The 22,820-nt window shown below is 71.5% G+C and carries 19 protein-coding genes; 3 read left to right on the forward strand and 16 right to left on the reverse strand.

Translation table 11 applies throughout. The features are described from left to right. Positions 1–542 precede the first annotated feature (542 nt). From V2W30_RS15515 to V2W30_RS15545, 7 genes are all read right to left on the reverse strand, one after another. Positions 543–1,109 carry a hypothetical protein gene (locus V2W30_RS15515; RefSeq protein ID WP_338697053.1) on the reverse strand — a complete coding sequence of 189 codons (567 nt, stop codon included), beginning with the start codon at positions 1,107–1,109 and terminating at the stop codon, positions 543–545. A 236-nt stretch (positions 1,110–1,345) separates the two neighbouring features. After that, complete coding sequence (locus V2W30_RS15520; protein ID WP_338703625.1) at positions 1,346–3,652, reverse strand: xanthine dehydrogenase family protein molybdopterin-binding subunit; 2,307 nt, start codon at positions 3,650–3,652, stop codon at positions 1,346–1,348. 26 nt (positions 3,653–3,678) lie between these two features. Beyond that, complete coding sequence (locus tag V2W30_RS15525; protein ID WP_338697054.1) at positions 3,679–5,361, reverse strand: (2Fe-2S)-binding protein; 1,683 nt, start codon at positions 5,359–5,361, stop codon at positions 3,679–3,681. Next, a complete protein-coding gene (locus tag V2W30_RS15530) occupies positions 5,358–6,254 on the reverse strand; it encodes an FAD binding domain-containing protein (RefSeq protein WP_338697055.1) in 897 nt (298 codons plus the stop codon). Before V2W30_RS15530 ends, V2W30_RS15525 begins: the two co-directional genes overlap by 4 nt. 372 nt (positions 6,255–6,626) lie before the next feature. After that, on the reverse strand, positions 6,627–8,270 hold the full coding sequence (locus V2W30_RS15535; RefSeq protein WP_338703626.1) for a beta-N-acetylhexosaminidase: 1,644 nt from the start codon (positions 8,268–8,270) through the stop codon (positions 6,627–6,629). A gap of 214 nt (positions 8,271–8,484) precedes the next feature. Further along, on the reverse strand, positions 8,485–8,775 hold the full coding sequence (locus V2W30_RS15540; protein WP_255976123.1) for a DUF3039 domain-containing protein: 291 nt from the start codon (positions 8,773–8,775) through the stop codon (positions 8,485–8,487). Between the two features lie 64 nt (positions 8,776–8,839). Further along, positions 8,840–9,409, reverse strand: coding sequence for a YqgE/AlgH family protein (locus V2W30_RS15545; RefSeq protein WP_338697062.1), 570 nt, complete (start codon positions 9,407–9,409; stop codon positions 8,840–8,842). A gap of 253 nt (positions 9,410–9,662) precedes the next feature. On the opposite strand from V2W30_RS15545, the gene murA reads away from it, so the two are divergent. Then, positions 9,663–11,009, forward strand: a complete 1,347-nt coding sequence (gene murA, locus V2W30_RS15550; RefSeq protein WP_338697064.1) for a UDP-N-acetylglucosamine 1-carboxyvinyltransferase — start codon at positions 9,663–9,665, stop codon at positions 11,007–11,009. Positions 11,010–11,112: 103 nt separating this feature from the next. Further along, positions 11,113–11,745 (forward strand): HAD family phosphatase, encoded by a 633-nt coding sequence (locus V2W30_RS15555; RefSeq protein WP_338697066.1) that lies wholly within the window; start codon positions 11,113–11,115, stop codon positions 11,743–11,745. Between the two features lie 59 nt (positions 11,746–11,804). Here V2W30_RS15555 and V2W30_RS15560 read toward each other — a convergent pair whose 3' ends face one another. The 7 genes from V2W30_RS15560 to V2W30_RS15590 all read right to left on the reverse strand — a co-directional run bounded on the left by V2W30_RS15560 (position 11,805) and on the right by V2W30_RS15590 (position 19,383). Further along, a complete protein-coding gene (locus V2W30_RS15560; protein ID WP_016645140.1) occupies positions 11,805–12,086 on the reverse strand; it encodes an HU family DNA-binding protein in 282 nt (93 codons plus the stop codon). 298 nt (positions 12,087–12,384) lie between these two features. Then, on the reverse strand, positions 12,385–13,818 hold the full coding sequence (locus tag V2W30_RS15565) for an NAD-dependent malic enzyme (protein WP_338697068.1): 1,434 nt from the start codon (positions 13,816–13,818) through the stop codon (positions 12,385–12,387). A 336-nt stretch (positions 13,819–14,154) separates the two neighbouring features. Continuing rightward, complete coding sequence (locus V2W30_RS15570) at positions 14,155–16,584, reverse strand: HelD family protein (RefSeq protein ID WP_425244543.1); 2,430 nt, start codon at positions 16,582–16,584, stop codon at positions 14,155–14,157. Between the two features lie 80 nt (positions 16,585–16,664). Then, positions 16,665–17,456, reverse strand: coding sequence for an anti-sigma factor family protein (locus tag V2W30_RS15575; protein ID WP_338697070.1), 792 nt, complete (start codon positions 17,454–17,456; stop codon positions 16,665–16,667). Further along, entirely contained in the window at positions 17,453–18,028 is a 576-nt protein-coding gene (locus tag V2W30_RS15580) for a sigma-70 family RNA polymerase sigma factor (protein WP_338697072.1), read from the reverse strand. The genes V2W30_RS15575 and V2W30_RS15580 overlap by 4 nt, the downstream gene beginning before the upstream one ends. A 134-nt stretch (positions 18,029–18,162) precedes the next feature. After that, positions 18,163–18,762 (reverse strand): CGNR zinc finger domain-containing protein, encoded by a 600-nt coding sequence (locus V2W30_RS15585; protein WP_338697074.1) that lies wholly within the window; start codon positions 18,760–18,762, stop codon positions 18,163–18,165. A 45-nt stretch (positions 18,763–18,807) separates the two neighbouring features. Then, positions 18,808–19,383, reverse strand: a complete 576-nt coding sequence (locus V2W30_RS15590) for a GNAT family protein (RefSeq protein ID WP_338697076.1) — start codon at positions 19,381–19,383, stop codon at positions 18,808–18,810. Between the two features lie 93 nt (positions 19,384–19,476). Here V2W30_RS15590 and V2W30_RS15595 point away from each other — a divergent pair, with 93 nt between their 5' ends. Further along, a complete protein-coding gene (locus tag V2W30_RS15595; RefSeq protein ID WP_338697078.1) occupies positions 19,477–19,983 on the forward strand; it encodes a DUF1772 domain-containing protein in 507 nt (168 codons plus the stop codon). 52 nt (positions 19,984–20,035) lie between these two features. On the opposite strand, the gene V2W30_RS15600 is transcribed toward V2W30_RS15595, so the two are convergent. Together V2W30_RS15600 and V2W30_RS15605 are read right to left on the reverse strand one after the other, a co-directional pair. Beyond that, positions 20,036–21,205 carry a uroporphyrinogen-III synthase gene (locus V2W30_RS15600; protein WP_338697079.1) on the reverse strand — a complete coding sequence of 390 codons (1,170 nt, stop codon included), beginning with the start codon at positions 21,203–21,205 and terminating at the stop codon, positions 20,036–20,038. A 126-nt stretch (positions 21,206–21,331) separates the two neighbouring features. Beyond that, a complete protein-coding gene (locus V2W30_RS15605; RefSeq protein ID WP_338697080.1) occupies positions 21,332–22,720 on the reverse strand; it encodes a nitrate/nitrite transporter in 1,389 nt (462 codons plus the stop codon). Positions 22,721–22,820: the final 100 nt, after the last annotated feature.

A 22,820-nucleotide genomic window follows, 5' to 3' on the forward strand; every position in this document is an offset into this window, starting at 1 on the left:
CGGAGGTGGCGGAAACTTCGGTCGCGTCAGCCCGCTCATCTGCGTGGAGGAGACCGAGTAGGCCTGCCCCAACTTCCGCATCTCAGTGGCGGCTTCCTGGCGTACCTTCTCCTTGTTCGCCGCGATCGCCTCGAGCTCACTCGACGACTTGCTCGCGACAGACGCGGCGTCCGGGTCGTTGTGCGCGCTCCTGGCAGCATCCAGGTTGGCCTGAGCGCTCGCCTTGTCGCGAGGGATGGACGCCTGCGCCGTACCGATCGCGGTCGCCGCCTGGCCCAGCCACTTCGACGAGTCCTGGCTGAAGTCACCGAGCGAGAGCGTCGCATTGGCCAGGTCGCCGGCCCACGTACGGAAGGCTTCCGCGCCGTCGCCCTTCCAGTTCACCCACTGGGGCCGAATCTTCAGGTCCTCGGCGATCGAGTGGATCTCCTTGGCGGCTGCCGCGAGTCTGTCCGCAGCTGCCTGTACCGTGCCGGAGTTCGCCTGATCGAGCCAATCGAGCATCGCCTCGTGGCTCATGCCATCGAACGGATCTTTGGCCATCAGGCCTTCCCCCCTTGGTAGCTGCCGTTGGCCGGGGCTGCGGGCTTGGGGTTCGCGTCGCCGGAGGTGCCTTCGGTGCCGTCCTTGCCGATGTCGGTCACCTCGGGACCCTTGCCCTCGTGCCACAGCTTGGACTTCTCCGGGTCGTAGCTGCCGCCGTAGTGCTCCTTGGTGTCCGCGCTGATGGCTGCCATCCGGTTCTGGATGTCGACGTCGATGTTCTCGTAGCCCTTGTGAGAGGCGAGTACGGCGATACCCATGGCCTCTATCGAGTCGGACAAAAGCTGCGAGAAGCTCTCCAGATCGGCGACGACCTTCTGATAGTTCGCGTAAAGGCCGTCCGCGTCACCCCAGCCGGCGTCCCCGCCTCCGAACTGCGCTCGGGCCAGCGGCTCCTGGCCGATCTTCGTCGGACCTGCCTCGGAACCCTTGAGGTTCCTGATGAGCTCATCCACCCGCTGCTGGAACTTGGTGAACGACTCCAGCTCCGTGACGATGTCCCCGACCGCGTCCTGCGCCGCGTCGAAGACACCGGACAGCCAGCCGCCACCCTTGTCGTCCGCCATCGCGTGCGTCCTCCCCGTTACCCGCTACCCGCGTCCCCGTGCGTCCCCGCACCGCGATGGGTCGTCGCGAGCAGTCGTCGCGTGCGGTGCGAGCATCAACTCTAGCCAGGCGCACTGACAGTTCACAGCAGCCCCATGGCAGAGGCAACACAGATCACGTCACAGAACGCCACGGGGCGTAACAGTTCGAAAGGGCGGAGTCAGGGGCCCGTGAGTGGAGTAACTGCCCACCGCCGTCAGGCAGTTGACTCCGCCGGTTCCGGGACGACCACCGCCGCCTGGGGGCGGATCGGCAGGCGGTTCACCGGGCGGCCGGTCGCCGCGCGGACCGCTGAGGCCACCGCCGCGGGGGACGCCACGACCGGGACCGCGCTGGCCGCCTTCGCTCCGAACGGGGCCACCACGTCCCGCTCCTCCACCAGCTTCACGATGTGGATGTCCGGGGCGTCGAGCGAGGTCGGCAGGGCGTAACCGGTGAGGTCGGGGCGGCGGACCACGCCCTTCGGGGTGCGGAGGTTCTCCGTGAGCGCCGCGCCGACGCCCTGCGTGACGCCGGCCTCGATACGGGCCGCGAGTTGGCCGGGGTTCAGGACGCGGCCGACGTCCTGCGCCACCGCCAGTTCGACGACGCGTACGGAGCCGATCTCGATGTCGACGTCGACGACCGCACGGATCGCGCAGAACGCGAGGCCGACGAAGGCATCGCCCTGACCGGTCGCGTCCAGGGGCTCCGTGGGGTGGGGGCGGCACTGAGCGGTGGCCCAGAGTTCCTTGCCCTCCATGGCTTCCTCGACCGTCGTCGACAGGACACCGTCGTACGAGGTGATCTTGCCGTCCGCGATCTGGAGCAGCTCCGTGGACATGCCGAACTTGTGGGCCAGGGGCTGCAGGAGCTGCGTGCGGACCATCTTCGCCGCGCGCTCCACCGCCCCGCCCGACACCCAGGTGTGGCGGCCGCGGCAGCCGGGGCCCGCCGGCGGCTGGTCCGTGTCGACGGGGGCGACGTGCACCTCGTCGATGCCCAGGGTGTCCTGGACGATCTGCCGGGCGAGCGTGGTGAAGCCCTGGCCGGTCTCCACCGCCGCGCAGATGACCGTCGCGACGCCGCCCTGGACCTTGACCGTCGCCGTCGACACCTCGTCCGCGCCCTCGGCGCCCAGCATGTGCACCATGCCGATGCCGTAGCCGACGCCCCGGCGGATGGCGCCCGGTTCGCCCGCTCCCTCGGGGCCGCCGGGCAGCAGCCAGTCCTCTTCCGGGGTGTCCTTGGGGAGGGCGGGGAGCGGGAACTCCCGCACCGCGTCGAGGAGTTCGGCCACCGGCGCCGGGCACGTCACCGTCTGGCCGGTGGGCAGGACGTCGCCCGTCGCCAGGACGTTGCGCATCCGCAGCTCCGCCGGGTCCATGCCCAACTTCTTGGCGAGCTTGTCCATCTGGGCCTCGTAGGCCGCGCAGACCTGGAGGGCGCCCTCGCCGCGGACATGGCCCGACGGCGGGTTGTTCGTCCGCACCGCCCAGCCCTCGATCGAGGCGTGCGGGACCACGTACGGGCCGCAGGCGAAGGCGACCGCCGCCGCGAGCGCGTCCGACGACGTGTCCGCGTACGCGCCGCCGTCGAGCAGGATCTGGGCCTCCACCTTCACCAGCTTGCCCTCCGCGTCCGCGTGGTGGCGGTAGCGCAGCAGGGTCGGGTGCCGGTGCGGATGGCCGAGGAAGGACTCCTCGCGGGTCGCCGCGAGCTTGACCGGGCAGCCCGTCTTCAGTGCGAGCAGGCCGAGCGGGAGGTGGAAGCTCGGGTCCTCGCGGTCCGCCGTCGCGCCCGCGACCCCGGTGACGACGACCTTGACGCGGTCCTGTTCCAGGCCGTAGCGGGCCGCCGCCAGATCGCGGTCGCCGTGCGGGTCCGTGGACGCGATGTACAGCTCGACGCCGCCGTCGGGACGGGGCACGGCCAGGCCGGCCTCCGCGCCGATGGGCGCCGGGTCCTGGCGGCCGATGCGGTACAGGCCCTCGACGATCACCTCGCCGGTCGCCTCTGCGTCGCCGTGGCGGAGCGGGATGTGACGGATCAGGTTGCCGTCGGGGTGCAGGGGCTCGGCCGCGAACGACTGCTCCGGGTCCGTGACCGGCTCAAGGACCTCGTACTCGACGATGATGGCCGCCGCCGCCATGCGCGCCGTGTCCGGGTGGTCAGCGGCGACCGCCGCGAGGGCCTCACCGTGGTGGCGTACGACCTCGGAGGCGAACATCGGGCGGTCCGCCGTGCGGTGGCCGGACAGCGGGCCGCCGGGGACGTCCTCGTGCGTGACGACCGCGCGGACGCCGGGCATCTCGCGCGCGTGGGTCGTGTCGATGGAGACCACGCGCGCGTGCGCGTGCGGGGAGCGCAGGATCGCCGCCCAGAGCAGCCCCTCGGCCCACAGATCGGCGGCGTACGGGAACGTGCCCTCGGCCTTCGCGCGTGCCTCCACGGACGGAAGCGTCGTGCCCAGACCGTGCGGGATGCCCTCCGGCTCCGGGGTTCCGGAGGACTCGGCCGTCATCCCGGTCGACCCGTTCGTCTCGGTCGTCACGCCTGGCCTCCGTCCTGGAACAGTTCACCGTGGGTCGGTCCCGCCTGGTGCGGGATGCGGGGCTCGTCCTCGGCGGACGCCCCCGCCGCGTCGGCGCTCGCCTTGCGCTCGGCGGACACCTGGTGCACCGCGTCGAGCACACCCCGGTATCCGGAGCAGCGGCAGAGGTTGCCGCACAGTGCCTGACGGGCTTCGAGGTCGGTGGGGTTCGGATTCCCCTCCAGCAGGTCGTGGACCGTCATCGCCATGCCGGGTACGCAGAATCCGCACTGCACCGCGCCGCACGCGGCCAGCGCGCGCTGCACGTCCGAAGGCTGTCCGTCCTCGGCCAGGCCCTCGACCGTACGGACTTCACTGCCCGCCGCGGTCGCCGACGGCACCAGGCAGGAGGCGACGAGGCGGCCGTCCACCTGGACGTTGCACGCGCCGCACTCGCCCTGCGAGCAGCCGTCCTTGGCACCCGCGAGGCCGAGGCGTTCGCGCAGCACGTACAGGAGCGACTCGCCGATCCAGGCGTCCGTGACGGGGCGGTCGGTGCCGTTGACGCGCAGGACGTAGCTGACGAGGGGGTGGTCGTCGTGGAGCGGGAGCGCGGCGTCGGAGGAACCGGCGGGGTCGGAGGAACCGGAGGGCTCGGACGGATCGGCGGGTCCGGAGAGGTCGGTGGCCTCGATGATCTCGGGGCTCTCGGGGCCCTCAGGGCTTTCGGGGAGCTCCTCCTGGTCGGGCTCGCCGGAGACCTCGGCCTCAGGTTCGGCGGGCTCGGCCGCCTCGGAGACCTCGACAACAGCTTCCGTGACCTCGACGGCGTCGGGAGCGTCAGCGACTTCGAAGACCCTGGCCGGTTCGGACACGTCGTCCGCCGCGCCCGCGCCCCCGTCGCCACCATCGACGTCGGCCTCAGGCGCCGACTCCGCCTCGACGGCCTCCGGTTCCGGCATCGGCTCCGGGTCGGGCTGCGCCCAGGGCTCGGACGCCCACGGCGCGGGTGCGCCGCCGGGCAGTGTGGGGGGCGGCGTCCGGTCGCCCCACTGCGCGGCGAGCGACGACTGCGTGAACTCACCCGATTCGTCCGGGAGATCACCGTTCGCCACGGGAATCGACCACTGCCCGGTCTGCCCGGGTCCAGCCTGATACGCCCCCGCGCCGGACTCTTCGTATGAACCCGACGAACTCGGCGGCCCCGACGGTCCCGACGGTTCCGACGAACCCGATCCCTCGTACGACCCGCCGTACTCCTGGTGGCGCGCCTCTACGTACGGCTGCCCGTACGGCCCCTGGTGCTCCTGATGTCCCTGATGCTCCTGATGCCCCTGCCGGCCAGGCTCCCCGTACGGGGCCTGACCCGCCACGGGCCAGCTGACCTGCGACGTACCGGCGCCACCGGGGACGCCGCCGTCGGCGCCACCACCCGAAGCGGGGGCGATCAGATCCTGCGGCAGTACCCAAACCCCGGTCGCCGCCGGGTCGGTCGCGGCGGCACCCGTGGCCGGGCTCACCGTTATCTGCGGCGGGACGTAGCCGTGGCCCGGCGCGGCGAGCGGTGCCGTGTCCGGGAAGCCCTCGGGGGGCAGCTGCACGAAGGCCGTGGCGTCGGAGTCGTACTCGCCCTGGGGCAACGGCTCCCAGCCGTCCGCTCCGGAGGAACCGGGCGAAGAAGGGGTACCGGGGTTCGTCACGACAGCGCCCTCCCAAGTGCACGTCGGGCCAGCGCGGCGACCGTGCGCCGCAGATGCAGTACGGCGGACGGCAACGGCTGCTGCGTGCCGTCCGGAGCGGGGGCCGGGTCCGGGATGCAGGCGGCGGCGACGTACTCGCCGAACGCCTGGAGCGCCTCCGGCACCAGTGCGCCGCGCTCGCCGTCCCAGTCGATGAGCGAGGCGACCCACTGCTCGGCCTCCAGGGGCCGCAGCGGCATCGGCGCGATGGCCCCGACGGCGCAGCGCACGCCGCGCCTGGCCGGGTCGAGGACGAGCGCGACGGACGCGGTGGCGCGGGCGGGGCCGGTGCGTCCGGTCGCCTTCACGAAGACCTGCGGCGCGTGCAGCAGCGGGACGCGGACGAAGCCGATCAGCTCGCCCGGACGCAGCATCTCCATACCGGCCAGCAGGTGCGAGACCGGCACTTCGCGGCGCGCGCCACCCTGCCCCGCGATGATCAACGTGGCTTCCAGGGCGGCCAGTACGGGCAGCGTGTCGTTGGTCGGCGCGGCCGAGGCGATGTTGCCGCCGAGCGTGCCCGCGTTGCGGATCTGCGGCGGTCCCGCGGCGCGCGAGGCGGCCGCGAGGGCGGGGATGAGCGCGGCGAAGTCGGGCCGGCCGATGCGCGCGTGGGTGAGCCCGGCGCCGAGCAGCGCGTGCCCGTCCTGGTACTGCCAGCCGCGGATCTCGCTGATCCGGCCGAGGCCGACGAGGGCCGCGGGGCGGAGTTGACCCGCGTTGACCTGGGCCATGAGGTCGGTACCCCCGGCGACGGGCACGGCGGCGGGCATGGCGGCCAACGCCGCGACGGCCTCGTCCAGCGAACCCGGAAGTACCGCGGCCTGTGTCGCCTGCGGTGCGTGCGTGGTCAAACCGGCTGCCCCTTCCCGATGTCCGGCCGCGCGGACCAGCGCCCCGGCGATCTCCGCGTGGTCTGCCGCGTGAGAGCCGTTACCGCCGTTACGCCTGTTCCGCCGTACGGTACGTGCTGACAGGCCGGACGTGGCAACTCTGGCACATCTTCCCGGGTGCCCGACGAGGGGGTCCGGTAGGCGGCATTCGCCCTTTCCACCTGGGAGATGACCGATATCGGATGGCTTCACCCGTGCGCGCGAACGGTCCCGCTTCAGTGACGTTCGGGCGAGGTAAGGGCGACATAAAGGCTGCTCGATCCGGGTGGCACCCGACGGGCGGCGGGCGGCCCCGGCGGCGCACCGCCGGGACACGCCGTGCGCGTCTCAGGCTCACACGTTCGGGGGCGCCCCTTCGATCGGGCGTCCGAGCACCCCGGGTCGCCGCTGCCACGGCATCGGGCCACTCGGCGGACGGTAGTCGACGCCCAGCGCGTCAAGTCGCCGGTAGTGGACGGTCATTCGGCGCTCGAAGTCCGCGTAGTCGCGCGCCGCGGGTTCGGGCAGCTCGCTCCACGCGACCTCGCTGAACGCGGACAGGCGGGGGAACGCCTGGTAGTCGACGCGCTGCGCGTTCTCCATCACCTCGGTCCACAGGTTGGCCTGGGTGCCCAGCACGTGCCGCGCCTCGTCCGCGGTGAGCTGCGGCGGAACGGGCTCGAAGCGGTAGACGTCCTCCAGGCCGCGCACGTATCCGATCGGCACCGGCTCGTCCTCGCCGGGCGCCTGCCGGTGGTCCAAGTACACCTGCTGCTCGGGGCACATGACGACGTCGTGGCCGGCCTGCGCGGCGGTGATGCCGCCCCGATAGCCGCGCCAGGACGACACGGTGGCCCCGGGCGCGAGGCCGCCCTCCAGGATCTCGTCCCAGCCGATGAGCCGCCGCCCGCGCTCGCTCAGCCAGGTGTCGAAGTGCCGGATGAACCAGGCCTGGAGCTCGTCCTCGTCGGCCAGTCCCAGCTCCTTGATGCGGGCTTGGGCCGTCGGTGACTGCTTCCACTGGTCCTTGGGGCATTCGTCGCCGCCCACGTGGATGAACGTGGACGGGAACAGGTCGAGCAGCTCCTCGAAGACGCCCTCGTAGAAGCGGAGGGTGTTGTCAGTGGGGGCGAGTACGTTCGGATTGACGCCCCAGGTGTCCCAGACGGGGAGGGAAGTGGTGTCGATGACATCGGAGTTGCCGAGTTCCGGGTACGCGGCGATGGCGGCCTGCGAGTGGCCGGGCAGGTCGATCTCGGGGACGACCGCGATATGCCGGGCGTGGGCGTAGGCGACGATCTCGCGGATGTCGTCCTGGGTGTAGAAGCCGCCGTGCGGCTTGTCCTCCCACAGGGGGGAGGCGCGGTGGCCGAACTTGGTGCGCGCGCGCCAGGATCCGGTCTCCGTCAGCTTCGGATGGCGCTTGATCTCGACGCGCCAGCCCTGGTCGTCGGTGAGGTGGAAGTGGAAGACGTTGAGCTTGTGGGCGGCGAGGAGGTCGAGCAGGCGCAGGACGCCGTCCTTCGGCATGAAGTGCCGTGAGACGTCGAGCATGGTGCCGCGCCAGCCGAAGCGCGGGGCGTCCTCGACGGTGACGTACGGGAGGGTCCACACGCGGCCGGGGGCGAGCGGCGCCCTGCGGTACGCGTCGGGGCCGAGGAGTTGACGCAGTGTCTGGGCGCCCCAGAAGACGCCGGCCGCGGCGCCGCCCTCGATGCTCACGCCGTCGGCGGTGACGCTCAGCCGGTAGGCCTCCGCGTCGAGCGCCGGATCGACGCGCAGCCGTATGACACCGCCGGACTCACCGGCGCCCGTCGCGCCCGTCGCGTCCGCCGCGTCCTTCGGGGGCAGTTCGAGGCCGGTCACCGCGCCGAGCGTGGCACGCAGCCAGCGCGCGGTGTCCCGCGTGCCCTCCCCCGCGGCGATCCCGGTGCCCTCGCCGAGCACGAACGAGTCGTTGCCCCATGCCACTTGGCGGGGCGCCGGGATGAGGCCCATCTCACTGAGACCGCTCACGTCAGTCACTTCACTCCTCAGCCGCTGTACGGGACATAGCTGTACGGGAACCCGCGGTACTGGACATAGCCGTACGGGGAATCGTTGTACGGGAAACCACGGTCACCGTCACCATCGCCGGCGGGGGATCGCCGTACGGAAAAGGCCCCCGGCGTGCGGCATCGCACACCAGGGGCCCCACGTCGGAGAACCAGAGCTACTTCTTGCCGCCGTCCTTGCCGCCGTCCTTGTCGCCACCGGCGCCCATGGACTCGTAGATCTCCTTGCACATGGGACAGACGGGGTACTTCTTCGGGTCCCGGCCCGGCACCCACACCTTGCCGCAGAGCGCGACGACAGGCGTGCCGTCCAGGGCGCTCGCCATGATCTTGTCCTTCTGGACATAGTGGGCGAAGCGCTCGTGGTCGCCGTCGCCGTGCGACGTCTGCGGCGTCGGCTCTACGAGGGTCCCCGTACCTGTCCCGCGCTCGGGCTCAAGAGTGCTCATAACCGCCAAGGGTACTTAAGGCCGCGCGCCAGGCGAAGAGTCGTCCCGCCGGTGATCCGTGCGGTCAGTTGAGCGAGGGGTCGTCCGGGTAGGTCGCCACCATCGCCAGCTCGCTGCGCTGCCGCCTGAGCACCGCGCGCCACAGCCCTTCCGGGCGGGTCGCGGAGACGTCCCCGGGCTCCGATTCGACGACGTACCAGGCGCCGTCGGTCAGCTCGTCCTCCAGCTGTCCCGGGCCCCAGCCGGAGTAACCGGCGAAGATGCGCAGGGAGCCCAGAGCCGCGGCGAGCAGCTCCGGCGGGGTCTCCAGGTCGACGAGACCGATCGCGCCGTGCACCCGGCGCCAGCCGAGCGGCGCGGCCTCCGTGGAGTCGCCGGGGATGACCGCGACACCGAGCGCCGAGTCGAGCGAGACCGGGCCGCCCTGGAAGACGACGCCCGGCTCACCGGCCAGGTCGCCCCAGCCCTCCAGGATGTCGCCGACGTCCACCGGGGTGGGCCGGTTGAGGACGACGCCGAGCGAGCCCTCCTCGTCGTGGTCGAGGAGCAGCACGACAGCCCGGTCGAAATTCGGGTCCGCGAGAGCGGGTGTGGCCACGAGCAGCCGCCCTGTGAGCGAGGACACCTCGGTCATGCCTGACATGATCCCGCATCTTCCCGCCGCGCGGGGATGCAAGCGCGACAACCGCGTGAACGCAGCTCAGCGTGTGGGCAAGCGGAATGGGCACGACCTACGGGCCAGTCACCCCATGTGCCCGATTCGCAACGGTTCGTGTTGTAGCGAAGTCATGACGCTTCCGGAGCGTCCGCGGGCTTACGGAACAGGGGGAGGCGGCCCTTACCCTTGTCCCTTGGCCACCTGCCCATCTCATCGGAACGCGAGATTCATGACCGTCACCGGCATTGACGACGTACTGCTTGTCCACGGCGGAACCCCGCTGGAGGGCGAGATCCGTGTCCGCGGCGCCAAGAACCTGGTGCCCAAGGCCATGGTCGCGGCCCTCCTGGGCAGCGCTCCGAGCCGGCTGCGCAATGTCCCCGACATCCGTGACGTGCGTGTCGTACGCGGGCTGCTGCAACTGCACGGTGTGACGGTCCGCCCCGGCGAGGAGCCCGGCGAGCTGGTCATGGACCCGTCGCACGTGGAGTCGGCGAACGTGGCCGACATCGACGCGCACGCGGGCTCGTCGCGCATTCCGATCCTGCTCTGCGGCCCGCTCCTGCACCGCCTCGGCCACGCGTTCATCCCGGGCCTGGGCGGCTGTGACATCGGCGGCCGGCCGATCGACTTCCACTTCGAGGTGCTCCGCCAGTTCGGCGCGACGATCGAGAAGCGCGCGGACGGCCAGTACCTGGAGGCCCCGCAGCGGCTGCGCGGCACCAAGATCCGTCTGCCGTACCCCTCCGTGGGCGCCACCGAGCAGGTCCTGCTCACGGCCGTCCTCGCCGAGGGCGTCACGGAGCTCTCGAACGCGGCCGTGGAGCCGGAGATCGAGGACCTGATCTGCGTCCTGCAGAAAATGGGCGCGATCATCGCGATGGACACGGACCGCACCATCCGCATCACGGGTGTGGACAAGCTCGGCGGCTACACGCACCGCGCGCTGTCCGACCGTCTTGAGGCGGCCTCCTGGGCCTCGGCGGCGCTCGCGACCGAGGGCAACATCTACGTGCGCGGCGCGCAGCAGCGCTCGATGATGACGTTCCTCAACACGTACCGGAAGGTCGGCGGCGCCTTCGAGATCGACGACGAGGGCATCCGCTTCTGGCACCCGGGCGGCCAGTTGAAGTCCATCGCCCTGGAGACGGACGTCCACCCCGGCTTCCAGACGGACTGGCAGCAGCCGCTCGTCGTGGCGCTCACGCAGGCGACCGGCCTGTCGATCGTCCACGAGACGGTCTACGAGTCCCGCCTCGGCTTCACCTCCGCGCTGAACCAGATGGGCGCGCACATCCAGCTCTACCGCGAGTGCCTGGGCGGCTCCGACTGCCGCTTCGGCCAGCGCAACTTCCTGCACTCGGCGGTCGTTTCGGGCCCGACCAAGCTGGAGGGCGCCGACCTGGTCATCCCCGACCTGCGCGGCGGCTTCTCGTACCTGATCGCGGCGCTGGCGGCGCAGGGCACGTCCCGCGTCCACGGCATCGACCTGATCAACCGCGGTTACGAGAACTTCATGGAGAAGCTGGTCGAACTCGGGGCGAAGGTTGAGCTTCCGGGGAAGGCGCTGGGTTAAGCGCCGCTTCTTTTCCGTACGTTGATGGGGCCGCCGGGACAACCCGGTGGCCCCATCGGCGTATGACGACGCCTGACCGACGACAGGTTCAGCGAGACCCCTGATGATCCGACTTCCCCGCCCCGCCGCCCTGCTGACCGACATGGACGGCACGCTCGTCGACACGGAGCGGGCGTGGCTCGCCGTCGTGGGCCGCTTCGTCGGTGCCTCGGAGGGGCTCGACGCGTTCGCCGGACTGACGATCGCGGACGCGGCGCGGCGCTGTGTGGACGAGGGGCTCACCGCGTCGTCGTACGAGGACGCGTACGCCTGGCTCGACCGGGAGTTCACGGCGGCCGTGACCGCCGGTGTGCGGGTGCAGCCGGGCGCGCTGCGACTGCTGGACGGGGCGCGGGCGCTGAGCGTCCCTGTGGCCCTTGTGACGGCTTCTGAGCGGCATGTGGCGGAGCGGGTCATCAAGGTGCTCGGGGTCGAGCGGTTCGCGGCGTCGGTGACGAACGGGGACACCGTGCGCGGAAAGCCGCATCCCGACCCGTACCTGGCCGCCGCGCGGGCGCTCGGTGTGGACCCGGTGGACTGTCTCGCCGTCGAGGACACGCCGACCGGGGCCGCGGCCGCGCTCGCCGCGGGGTGCCGGCTGCTGGCGGTGCCGTCCGTGCCCGGGATCGCCCCCGGGCCCCGTACGACGGTCGTGGCGTCCCTGGACGAGGTCGTGCTGGGGCGGACGGCCGGCTGACCCATGCGAAAGGGCGGCCACCCGGAAACCCGGGTGGCCGCCCTTCACGTAGCCGAAGGTTACTTACCCTTGGCGGCTTCCTTGAGCTTGGAGCCCGCCGAAACCTTGACGCTGTAACCGGCCGGAATGTTGATCGGCTCGCCGGTCTGCGGGTTACGGGCGGTGCGAGCGGCACGGTGGGTGCGCTCGAAGGTCAGGAAGCCGGGGATGGTGACCTTCTCGTCGCCCTTGGCAACGATCTCGCCGACGGTCTCGGCGAACGCGGCCAGCACGGCGTCGGCGTCCTTGCGAGTCACCTCGGCGCGGTCGGCCAGCGCGGCCACCAGCTCACTGCGGTTCATGTTTGTACTCCCGTGTTCTTCTTGCCGTTGAGGCGTGCCACGCGGACAGGCCGCGTGTTGGGCAACAGCGAAGCCGATGCTGCCAGGGTCTCGGTCAGGCCCAGGACCCGGGTCCGTCGTCCAGACCCTCGCGCCCGAAGACGCATCCTGCCCCCACCAGCGGCGGTAAAGCCAATCCGGCACCCTTGGGGGTCACACGGACAGCGCCACCACCGGGGGCGGGACGCCCTTGGGGGGCCTGCTTCCCGGCCACCCTAGAGGGCCCGGAAGGGCCCCGCATTCCGCGACGCGCCGGGCCTCAGGCGGTCGTGGTTCCCGTCACAACGACTCCGGCCGCCTTCGCGGCGTTCCGCACGGCGCCCGCTACGGCGCCCGCGACCTTGTCGTTGAAGACGGACGGAATGATGTAGTTCGGGTTGAGCTCGTCCTCGCTCACCACGTCGGCCAGGGCGGTCGCCGCGGCCAGCATCATCTCCGTGTTGACCGTACGCGACTGGGCGTCGAGCAGGCCGCGGAAGACGCCCGGGAAGACGAGGACGTTGTTGATCTGGTTCGGGAAGTCGGAGCGGCCCGTGGCCACAACTGCCGCCGTCTGACGGGCGATCGCGGGGTCGACCTCGGGGTCCGGGTTCGCGAGCGCGAACACGATGGCGCCGTCGGCCATGGCCGCGACGTCGTCGCCGTTCAGCACGTTCGGGGCCGAGACGCCGATGAAGACGTCCGCGCCGACGACCGCTTCCTTGAGCGTGCCGGTCAGGCCCTCGGGGTTGGTGTTGTCCGCGATCCAGCGCAGCGGCGAGTCGCTGTCGGCGTCCACCAGGTCCTCGCGGTCGGCGTGCACGACGCCGTGGATGTCGGCCACGACCGCGTTCTTCACACCCGCAGCGAGGAGCAGCTTGAGGATGGCGGTACCGGCCGCGCCGGCGCCCGACATCACGACCCGGATGTCCCCAATTGCCTTGTTCGCGACGCGAAGTGCGTTGGTCAGGGCGGCGAGGACGACGATCGCGGTGCCGTGCTGGTCGTCGTGGAAGACGGGGATGTCGAGGGCCTCGCGCAGCCGGGCCTCGATCTCGAAGCAGCGGGGCGCGGAGATGTCCTCCAGGTTGATGCCCGCGAAGCCGGGGGCGATCGCCTTGACGATCTCGACGATGGCGTCGGTGTCCTGGGTGTCCAGGCAGATCGGCCAGGCATCGATGTCGGCGAACCGCTTGAAGAGGGCCGCCTTGCCCTCCATGACCGGCATGGCGGCCATCGGGCCGATGTTGCCGAGGCCGAGGACCGCGGAGCCGTCCGTCACGACCGCAACCGTGTTGCGCTTGATGGTCAGACGGCGGGCGTCCTCGGGGTTCTCGGCGATCGCCATGCAGACGCGCGCCACACCCGGCGTGTAGACCATGGAGAGGTCGTCACGGTTGCGGATGGGGTGCTTGGACTGCATCTCGATCTTGCCGCCGAGGTGCATGAGGAACGTACGGTCGGAGACCTTGCCGAGCGTCACACCCTCGATGCCGCGCAGTTCCTCGACGATCTCCTCCGCGTGGGAGGTCGAGGTGGCCGCGATCGTGACGTCGATCCGGAGCTTCTCGTGACCGGAAGCGGTGACGTCGAGGCCGGTCACCGAGCCCCCGGAGGACTCCACGGCAGTGGTGAGCTGCGAGACAGCGGTTCCGCTCGCGGGCACCTCCAACCGGACCGTCATCGAGTAGGAGACGCTGGGCGCCGTTGCCATGGCCGACTTCCTCTGCTTTCACCGTGGAGCTGTTGCCGTCCGATGGTCGCACCTACCGGCGAGTACGTGGTAGCCGCATCGGATTTTGAACCTTACGTTCATCTCTATTTTGGAAACTGACTTCCACCATACGAGAAGTCGGCGGAAACAGAAAGAGCAAACGGAAAGAGGCCCACGTCACCGAAGTGACGTGGGCCTCATCCACGTTCATGACACCGACCCGCCATGCTCGCCTCGCGGCAAGTGGTCCCTCTGAGGGACGAAGGTTGGGCCCGGGGGCTTGGATCGAGCCGGTGCCGTCATCAACGGTAACACCGGAGGCTGACGAGACAAGGGTCAGTCGCGCAGCAGGTCCGGGACCCCGCTCCCGTCCGGTTCGTCACGGTCCGTGGAGACCACCGTGAGCTGCTGCGTGGCACGGGTCAGCGCCACGTACAGGACCCGCAGGCCGGCCGGGGACTCGTCCGCGATCTCCGCCGGCGAGACCACGATCGACGCGTCGTACTCCAGGCCCTTGGCCTCCAGCGAGCCGAGCGCGACGACCCGCTCGCCGAGCCCCGCGAGCCACCGGGCCGCCTCCGCGCGCCGGTTCATCGCCACGACGACACCGACCGTGCCGTCGACCCGGTCCAGGAGGCGCGCGGCCTCCTCGCGGACGGTGTCGCCCAGCCGGTCCCGTGCGACCGTGCCGTGTCCTTTGCTCGTCGTCACGAAACGGGGCTCGACGCCCGTCGAGCGGACCGCCGACGGGGACGCGGAGCCCGGCATCGCGAGCGCGAGGACCTTGGCCGCGAGATCCGCGATCTCCGACGGGTTGCGGTAGTTGACCGTGAGCGTGAAGCGGCGGCGCGGGCGGGAGCCGAGCGCCTCGTCACGGGCCTCGGCCGCCTCGTCCGGCGTCGACCAGGAGGACTGGGCCGGGTCGCCGACGATCGTCCACGTCGCGTGCCGGCCGCGGCGGCCGACCATCCGCCACTGCATCGGCGTGAGGTCCTGCGCCTCGTCGACGATGACGTGCGCGTACTCGGTGCGCTCCTGCGCGAGCCGCTCGGCACGCTCGTACTGCGTCTCCTCGCGTACGGGCATCAGCTCCTCCAGTCCGGAGAGCTGGTCGAGCGGGTCGTACGCGCGCTTCTTCTTCGGGCGGGCCGGGGTGCCGAGGACGGCGTTCAGCTCGTCGAGGAGGGCCACGTCGTGCACCGAGAGGGCGTCGCGCTTCAGGGAGCGGGCGAGCTTGCGGACCTCGCCCGGGTTCAGGACGCGGCGGGCCCAGCGGCCCAGGCGCCGCTCGTCGGACATCGCGGACAGCACCGCGCGGGGCGTCAGTTCCGGCCACCACGCGTCGAGGAACCGGATGAAGGTGTCCTCGGACGTGACGTCCTCGTCGAAGGACGAGCGCAGTTCGGCGGCCAGCTCGGGGTCGGAGTGGCGGCTCCCGGCCCCGGACTGGTTCCACAGCGCGTCGAGGAGCAGCCTGCGGGCGCGCGGCCGCAGGTGGTTGACCGGAGCGGTGCCGCTGAGGGCCGTCTGCCGGATGCGGTTCAGCTCGCCCGCCTCCAGTTCGAGGCGGCGGCCGAAGGCGACGACCCGCAGCCGGGTGGGGGTCTCCTCGGGGGCGGACGGCGTCTCGTCGTCGTCCGGGTCGCCGAAGGCCAGCTGCTCCTGGTCCTGGGCGGGCCGCGCGGGCCGCCCCGACTCCAGGGCGCCCCGGGCGGCCCTGCGCAGCACCGTCAGCATCCGTGAGGAGCCCTTGACGCGGGCCACGGCCGGGCTGTCGTACTCGGTGGCCTCGGCCCCGTCGACGAGCGAGCCGACCGCGCGGATCGCGACCTGGCCCTCCTCGCCGAGGGAGGGCAGCACGCCCTCGGTGTAGGCGACGAGCAGCGGCGTCGGCGAGACGATCAGGATGCCGCCCGCGTAGCGCCGCCGGTCCTGGTAGAGCAGGTACGCGGCGCGGTGCAGCGCCACCGCCGTCTTGCCGGTGCCGGGGCCGCCCTCCACGTACGTCACCGAGGCGGCGGGGGCGCGGATGACCAGGTCCTGCTCGGCCTGGATGGAGGCCACGATGTCGCGCATGGAGTGGCTGCGGGCCTGGCCGAGGGCGGCCATGAGCGCGCCGTCGCCGATGGCGGGCAGCTCCGTACCGTCGAGGTACGCGGTCAGCTCGGGGCGCATCAGGTCGTCCTCGACGCCGAGGACCTTGCGGCCCTTGGAGCGGATGACGCGGCGGCGCACGACGCGCCCCGGGTCGACCGGTGTCGAGCGGTAGAACGGTGCGGCGGCGGGCGCCCGCCAGTCGATGACGAGCGGCGAGTAGTCCGCGTCGAGCACCCCGATCCGGCCGATGTGCAGGGTCTCGGCGATGTCGGCGGTGTTGTCGTCGCGGACGGCGCCCTCGGCCGGTTCGACCGCGGTGTACGCGCCGTCCGGGCCCTTCTTGCCGTCCTTGCCGAGCAACAGGTCGATCCGGCCGAAGAGGAAGTCCTCGAACTCGTTGTTGAGGCGGTTGAGGTGGATGCCCGCGCGGAAGACCTGCGCGTCGCGCTCGGCCAGCGCTCCGGGCGTGCCGACCTGACCGCGCTTGGCGGCGTCGTCCATCAGGAACTCGGCCTCGTGGATCTTCTCTTCGAGACGGCGGTAGACGGCGTCGAGATGGTCCTGTTCGACGCCGATCTCGCGGTCACGGACCGAGTCCGCACTCATGGTGTCCGAGATGTTCGAGACTTCCGAGTTCACCGCTGAATCGTGCTGAGCCTGAGCGGCCACCGGGCCCCCTTCTGACGTGCTGGGCAGCCGTCAAAGGTACGCGAAAGGGGGGCCCGGAAGCTACGTACGGTGCGTCACGGCTACGCGTTCACCTCCACGAGCCGTTTTCCGTCGAGCGTCTCGACCTCGAAGTGGTCGATCTGGTCGCGTTCGAACGCCGCGCCGCCGTGCACGTACAGCGGGTAGGTGGCGCTCTCGTGCGGGCTGTCCTTGATGCCGTAGCCCCACTTCGGGACGGCCCAGGTGGTGACGGTCTCGCGCTCGCCGTTCTTGCCGACCGCGATGAGGGAGCACTTCAGCGGGCCCTTGACGTTCTTCAGCTCCAGGGCGGTGTGGGTGCCCCAGGCCTTCTCCTCCATGCCGATGGTCGCCGTGACCTTCGTCGTGGCGTCGGTGGCGTGCACCTTGTCGGGCATGTGGTGGAAGAAGGCGTCCTGCGCGGGGCTGGTGGGGTGCGGGTCGGCGACGGTGCCGGTGGAGCCGTCGTCGGTCACCGCCATCACCGTGAGCGGGCCGCCGATGATCAGCGCGGCGGCGGCCGCCACCAGGTACATGCCGCGGCGGCGCTTGCTCGTCCGCTTGCGGGCGACCTCGTCGACGAGCGTCTCCGCGAGGCGGGGGCTCGGCCGGGCCGCGAGGGCGGCGCCGATGTGGGGCGCGCCGCGCTCGGGCGGCAGGTCGGCGAGCGCGGCGAGCATCGGCTCCATGCCCGCGAACTCCTCCAGCTGCCGCGCGCACGCCACGCACGTCGCCAGGTGGGCCTCGAACGCGGTCGCCTCGGCGTCGTCGAGGATGCCGAGCGCGTACGCGCCGACCGTCTCGTGCACGTCACCTGTCGGATCCGTCGGCTCATGCCCGTACGTCGATGTCATGCCGTCACCCCCCGCTCCTCCAACGCCAGCTTCATGGAACGGAGCGCGTAGAAGACACGGGAGCGCACCGTTCCGCTGGGGATGCCGAGCGTCTCGGCCGCCTCATTGACCGTACGCCCTTTGAAGTACGTCTCCACCAGCACTTCGCGGTGGGCCGGGGAGAGGTCCTCCAGGGCATCGGACAGCGTCATCAGCCACAGCGCCTTGTCGATCTCGTCCTCCGCGGGGATGACCTCCAGCGGCGACGCGTCGACCTCCTGCGGCCGGGCCTGCCGGCTGCGGTGGCCGTCGATGACGATGCGTCGGGCGACCGTCACCAGCCAGGGGCGTACCGAACCGGTCGCTCGGTTGAGCTGGCCGGCGTTCTTCCAGGCACGGATGAGCGTTTCCTGGACGACATCCTCGGCGCGCTGCCGGTCCCCCGCCACCAGGCGGAGCACATAGGCCAGAAGCGGTCGCGCGTGCTCGGCGTAGAGCGCGCGCATCAGCTCCTCGTCCGGCTCGGGCGGCCGGGGCGCACGATGTCGGGCCCGGGGCGGGCGTTCATCGGCCACGGCGGAATCCTTGCGCACGCCTACCTCCGGTGTCCCCACTTCGGCGTTTCGGCCGGACGTCACTTGCTGGGCTCATGGGAGGGATACGTGCGTGAACATGGCCGTGTTCAAAGGGAGTTCGACCCAGTCGCGACGCGCGGACGTGTCCTGCGTCACGCCCGCGCGAGCGCCGCCCTGCGCCGGTGCCTGGCCACCCGCTCGCGGTTGCCGCACACCTCGCTGGAGCACCAGCGGCGGCGCCGCCCACGGGACGTGTCGAGGTACAGGAGCTGGCAGTTGTCGCCCTCGCACTGGCGCAGACAGCCGCGGACGGTGGGGTCCGTCAGCAGGTTCACGGCGTCCCGGGCGACGGCGGCGAGCAGCGCGGGACAGCCGGGCTCGGCCTGCAACGACCGTACGAGGGTGCCCTCGGCGGTGCGGACGGCGCAGGGCGCGGGCGGGGCGGCGCGGGCCAGCAGGTTGACGCGCTCCAGGGCGGCGGGGGCGGGCCGTCCCGCTAGCTCGCCGCGCACCAACTGGGCTATGTGGCCGCGTAGTTCGCGGAAGGCGGCGAGCCAGGCGGGGGTGAGGGCGGGCGGCGCGATACCGGCGGGGACGAGCCGGGCGCCGACGAGCCAGGCGCTCAACCGGTCAGGGGACGTGAGGCGTTCATCGGGGTGTGCGGTGGCGACCAGGTCCAGGCAGAGGCGTCCGGAGTCGAACCGCAGCTCCTGAAGAGGGGGGAGGGAGAGCTCTGTGGGTACTGCTGCCATGCCCTCTACAGTGCCCGCCTCCGGGCTAGTTGGGAATGTGCGGAATCAAAAGGGGCGCGCGGAGCGCTCGGTTGAGGGCGGCGGTGGGAGACGGGCGGGCGGATCGTCGTGCAGCAGGCGCTGGAAGAGGACGTGGTCGCGCCACTCGCCGTTGATGTGGAGGTACTTCGGCGCGAGGCCGTACTCGACGAAGCCGCACTTGGCGAGGACGCGCTGGGACGCCTTGTTGTCGGTGAGGGTGCCCGCCTCGACGCGGTGCAGGCCGAGCTCGTCGCGGGCGGCGCGGCACACCTCCTCGACGGCGGCGGGGATCAGGCCGCGGCCCCGGTACTCGCCGTCGACCCAGTAGCCGAGGCTCGCGCTGCACAGCGGGCCGAGCACGATGCCGCTGAGCGCGAGCCGCCCCACGACGCGCCCGCCCGCCGCCGTGTCGAACAGCAGCCAGGTCGCGCCGCCGTCCTCGGCGATACGGGCCGCGTGCGTCTCGGCCGTGTAGAAGTCGGGGGCGCGGTACGGCTCGATGGACCGCAGATGCTCGATGTTGCGCAGGTGCGCCTCGGCGAGGGCGGCGGCGTCGGCGACCGTGGCGCGGCGCAGCTCGATGTCATCGGCGATCAGCATGTCCGTACGGTACGTGGCTGCCGTGGACGCTCGCTTATGGGGGTGCGCGGCTCGACGATGTCGGGGCGCGCGGCCCGCGGCTTCACTGAAGGCATGACGAAGACGACGCGGTTCACGGGTGGGGTGCTGGGAGCGGCCACGGTCGCCACGGGGCTGATGGCCGGGTCCTTCTACGTGTTCGGGTGCGCGGTGATGCCGGCCCTGGCGCGCAGCGGCGACCGTACGTACATCGAGGTGATGCAGAACATCAACGACGTGATCCAGAACCCGGTGTTCCTGCTGGTGTTCATGGGCGCACTGGCGCTGACCGGGCTCGCGGCGTGGTGGACGCGGCGCCAACAGGGCGTGCGGGGATGGGTGTTGGCGGCGTTCGTGGCCTACGCGCTGGCCTTCGTCGTGACCTCGGCGGTGAACGTGCCGCTCAACGACGCCCTGGCCGCGGCCGGCGACCCGGCCAGGATCGCGGACCCGGCCCGCGTACGGGACCGCTTCGAGGGGCCGTGGGTGGCGTGGAACGTGGCGCGGGCGGTGCTGTGCACGGTGGCGACGGGGTGTCTGGTGCGGGCGGCGGTGGGGTGGGCGCGGCGGGGCGCCCGGTGAAGCCTGGAGAGGTCCGGTGAAGTCCGGAGAAGCCGGTGACCCCCAACTCCCCTTACGAGTCGGCGTACTTGGCGTCCGACGCCGGGTCGAGCGCCAGCCGGTACCCCCGCTTGACCACCGTCTGGATCAGCTTCGGCGCGCCGAGGGCCGAGCGGAGGCGGGCCATCGCCGTCTCCACGGCGTGCTCGTCGCGGCCCGCGCCGGGCAGCGCCCGCAGCAGGTCGGCGCGGGACACGACCCAGCCCGGCCGCCGCGACAGCGCGCGCAGCAGCGACATCCCGGCGGGCGGTACGGGCCGCAGCGCCCCGTCGACCAGGACCGCGTGGCCCCGGATCTCCACCCGGTGGCCCGCTATCGGCAACGTACGGGCGCGGCCGGGCAGTTCCTTGCACAGCAGTTGGACCAGCGGGCCGAGCCGGAACCGCTCCGGCTGCACCGTGTCCACCCCACGCGCCTGGAGCGGCAGCGCCGTCACCGGGCCCACGCAGACGGGCACCACGTCGTGGTTCATGGCCGCGAGCAGCTCGGGCAGCAGGCCCCGTTCCTCGGCCCGGTTGAGCAGCGAGGCGGCGGCCGGCGCGGACGTGAACGTCAGCGCGTCGACGGCCCGTGACACCGTGGCGTCCAGGAGCCGGTCCACCGGCCCTATGTCCTCGGGCGGCATCCACCGGTAGACGGGCACCCCGACCACCTCGGCGCCCGCCTCGCGCAGCGCCTCCACGAACCCGGGCAGCGGCTCGCCGTGCAGCTGCACCGCCACGCGCCGCCCCTGCACCCCCTCGGCCAGGAGCCGTTCGAGGACCTCCGCCATGGACTCCGACGACGGCGACCACTCCTCGGTCAGGCCCGCGGCGCGCACGGCTCCTTTGACCTTGGGTCCGCGCGCGAGGAGTTCCACGCCGCGCAGCCGGTCGATCAGGCCCTCCCCCAGGCCCCAGCCGTCGGCCGCCTCGACCCAGCCCCGGAAGCCGATGGCGGTCGTGGCGACCACCACGTCGGGCGCGTGGTCGATCAACTCCTTCGTAGCGGCGAGGAGTTCACTGTCGTCGGCGAGCGGCACGATCCGCAGCGCGGGCGCGTGCAGCACCGAGGCACCGCGGCGCTGGAGCAGCGCGCCCAGCTCGTCGGCCCGGCGGGCAGCGGTCACGCCCACGGTGAAGCCCGCGAGCGGCCCGTGCTCAGGCCCCGCGGAGGTGGGCTGCTGCTGCTGTTCGTCGTACATCTGGTTCTCGTCCCGCTCGACGGTCGTCCCTGTGCCCCATGGTGGAGAGTGACGTCGTCCGAGCCTGTCAACGCCGCGTGACAGACCCGGATCAACGTGATTGCGACGGTGTTACGCGCTCCGCTCTCACACCTCCGCGTAGCTGAACTGCGGCTTCGTCTCGGCCGTCGGTGCGGACACGGAACGCACGGGCGAACGCCGAAGGTATACGGCCCACGTCACCACGAAGCACACCCCGTAGAAGGCGAGGAAGGAGACGAAGGCGCCCGTCCCGCTGCCGGAGGTCTGGAAGGACTGCCGGAACGCCAGGTTGATGCCGAGTCCGCCGAGTGCCCCGACCGCGCCGATCAACCCCATCGACGCCCCGGAGAGCCGCCGCCCGTACGCGGCCGCCTCCTCGCCCGTGAGGCCCACGGCCAGCGCCTTCTGCTGGAAGATGCCGGGGATCATCTTGTACGTGGATCCGTTGCCGAGCCCGCTCAGGACGAACACCACGATGAACGCGACGGTGAACAGCGCGAGCGACTCCCGCACCGAGGCGAGGACCACGACACCGGTGGCGGCCGCCATGCCGACGAAGTTCCACAGCGTGATGCGCGCGCCGCCGTACCGGTCGGCGAGCTTGCCGCCCACGGGCCGGATCAGCGAGCCGAGCAGCGGCCCGATGAAGGTGACGCCGGCCGCCTGGAGCGGCGTACGGCCGAACTGGGTCTGGAGGACGAGACCGAAGGCGAACGAGTACCCGATGAAGGAGCCGAACGTGCCGATGTAGAGGAACGACATGATCCAGGTGTGCGGGTCGCGTGCCGCGTCCTTCGCCGCGCCGGTGTCGTTCTTGACGGAGGCCAGGTTGTCCATGAACAGCGCCGCGCAGACCGCCGAGACGACGATCAGCGGGATGTAGATGCCGAGCAGGACGCGGGGGCCGCCGCTCGCGCCGATGACGGCGAGCGCGACGAGCTGGATGACGGGGACGCCGATGTTGCCGCCGCCCGCGTTCAGGCCGAGCGCCCAGCCCTTCTTCCGCAGCGGGAAGAAGGAGTTGATGTTGGTCATGGAGGAGGCGAAGTTACCGCCGCCGACACCGGTCAGCGCCGCGCACACCAGGAACGTGGAGTACGAGGTCCCCGGCTCCATCACCACGAACGCGGCGATCGCCGGGAGCAGCAGCAAACTCGCCGCGATGATCGTCCAGTTGCGGCCGCCGAACAGGGCCACGGCGAAGGTGTAGGGGACGCGCGCGAAGGCGCCGACCAGCGTGGCCGTCGAGACGAGGAAGAACTTCCCCGCCGGGTCGATGCCGTACTCGGGCCCCATGAACAGGACCATGACCGACCACAGGGTCCAGACGGAGAACCCGATGTGCTCGGACAGGACGGAGAAGACGAGGTTGCGGCGGGCGACCCTGGCCCCCGTCTCCTCCCAGAACGCCTCGTCCTCGGGATCCCATCGCTCGATCCAACTCCGGCTCCGGGTCTGCTCCTTGGGGTCCTTGAGGTCCTTGGGGCCAGGCATCTCACGCCTCCAGGTCACGGTTCTCGGCTGATACGACCGAAGGTAGGGAGGCCGGATTTCCGAACTGTGGCGTGGAGTGACCGTCGGGGAACGTTGCACT

The sequence above is a fragment of the Streptomyces sp. Q6 genome, assembly GCF_036967205.1.
Classification (GTDB): Bacteria; Actinomycetota; Actinomycetes; order Streptomycetales; family Streptomycetaceae; genus Streptomyces; species Streptomyces citrinus.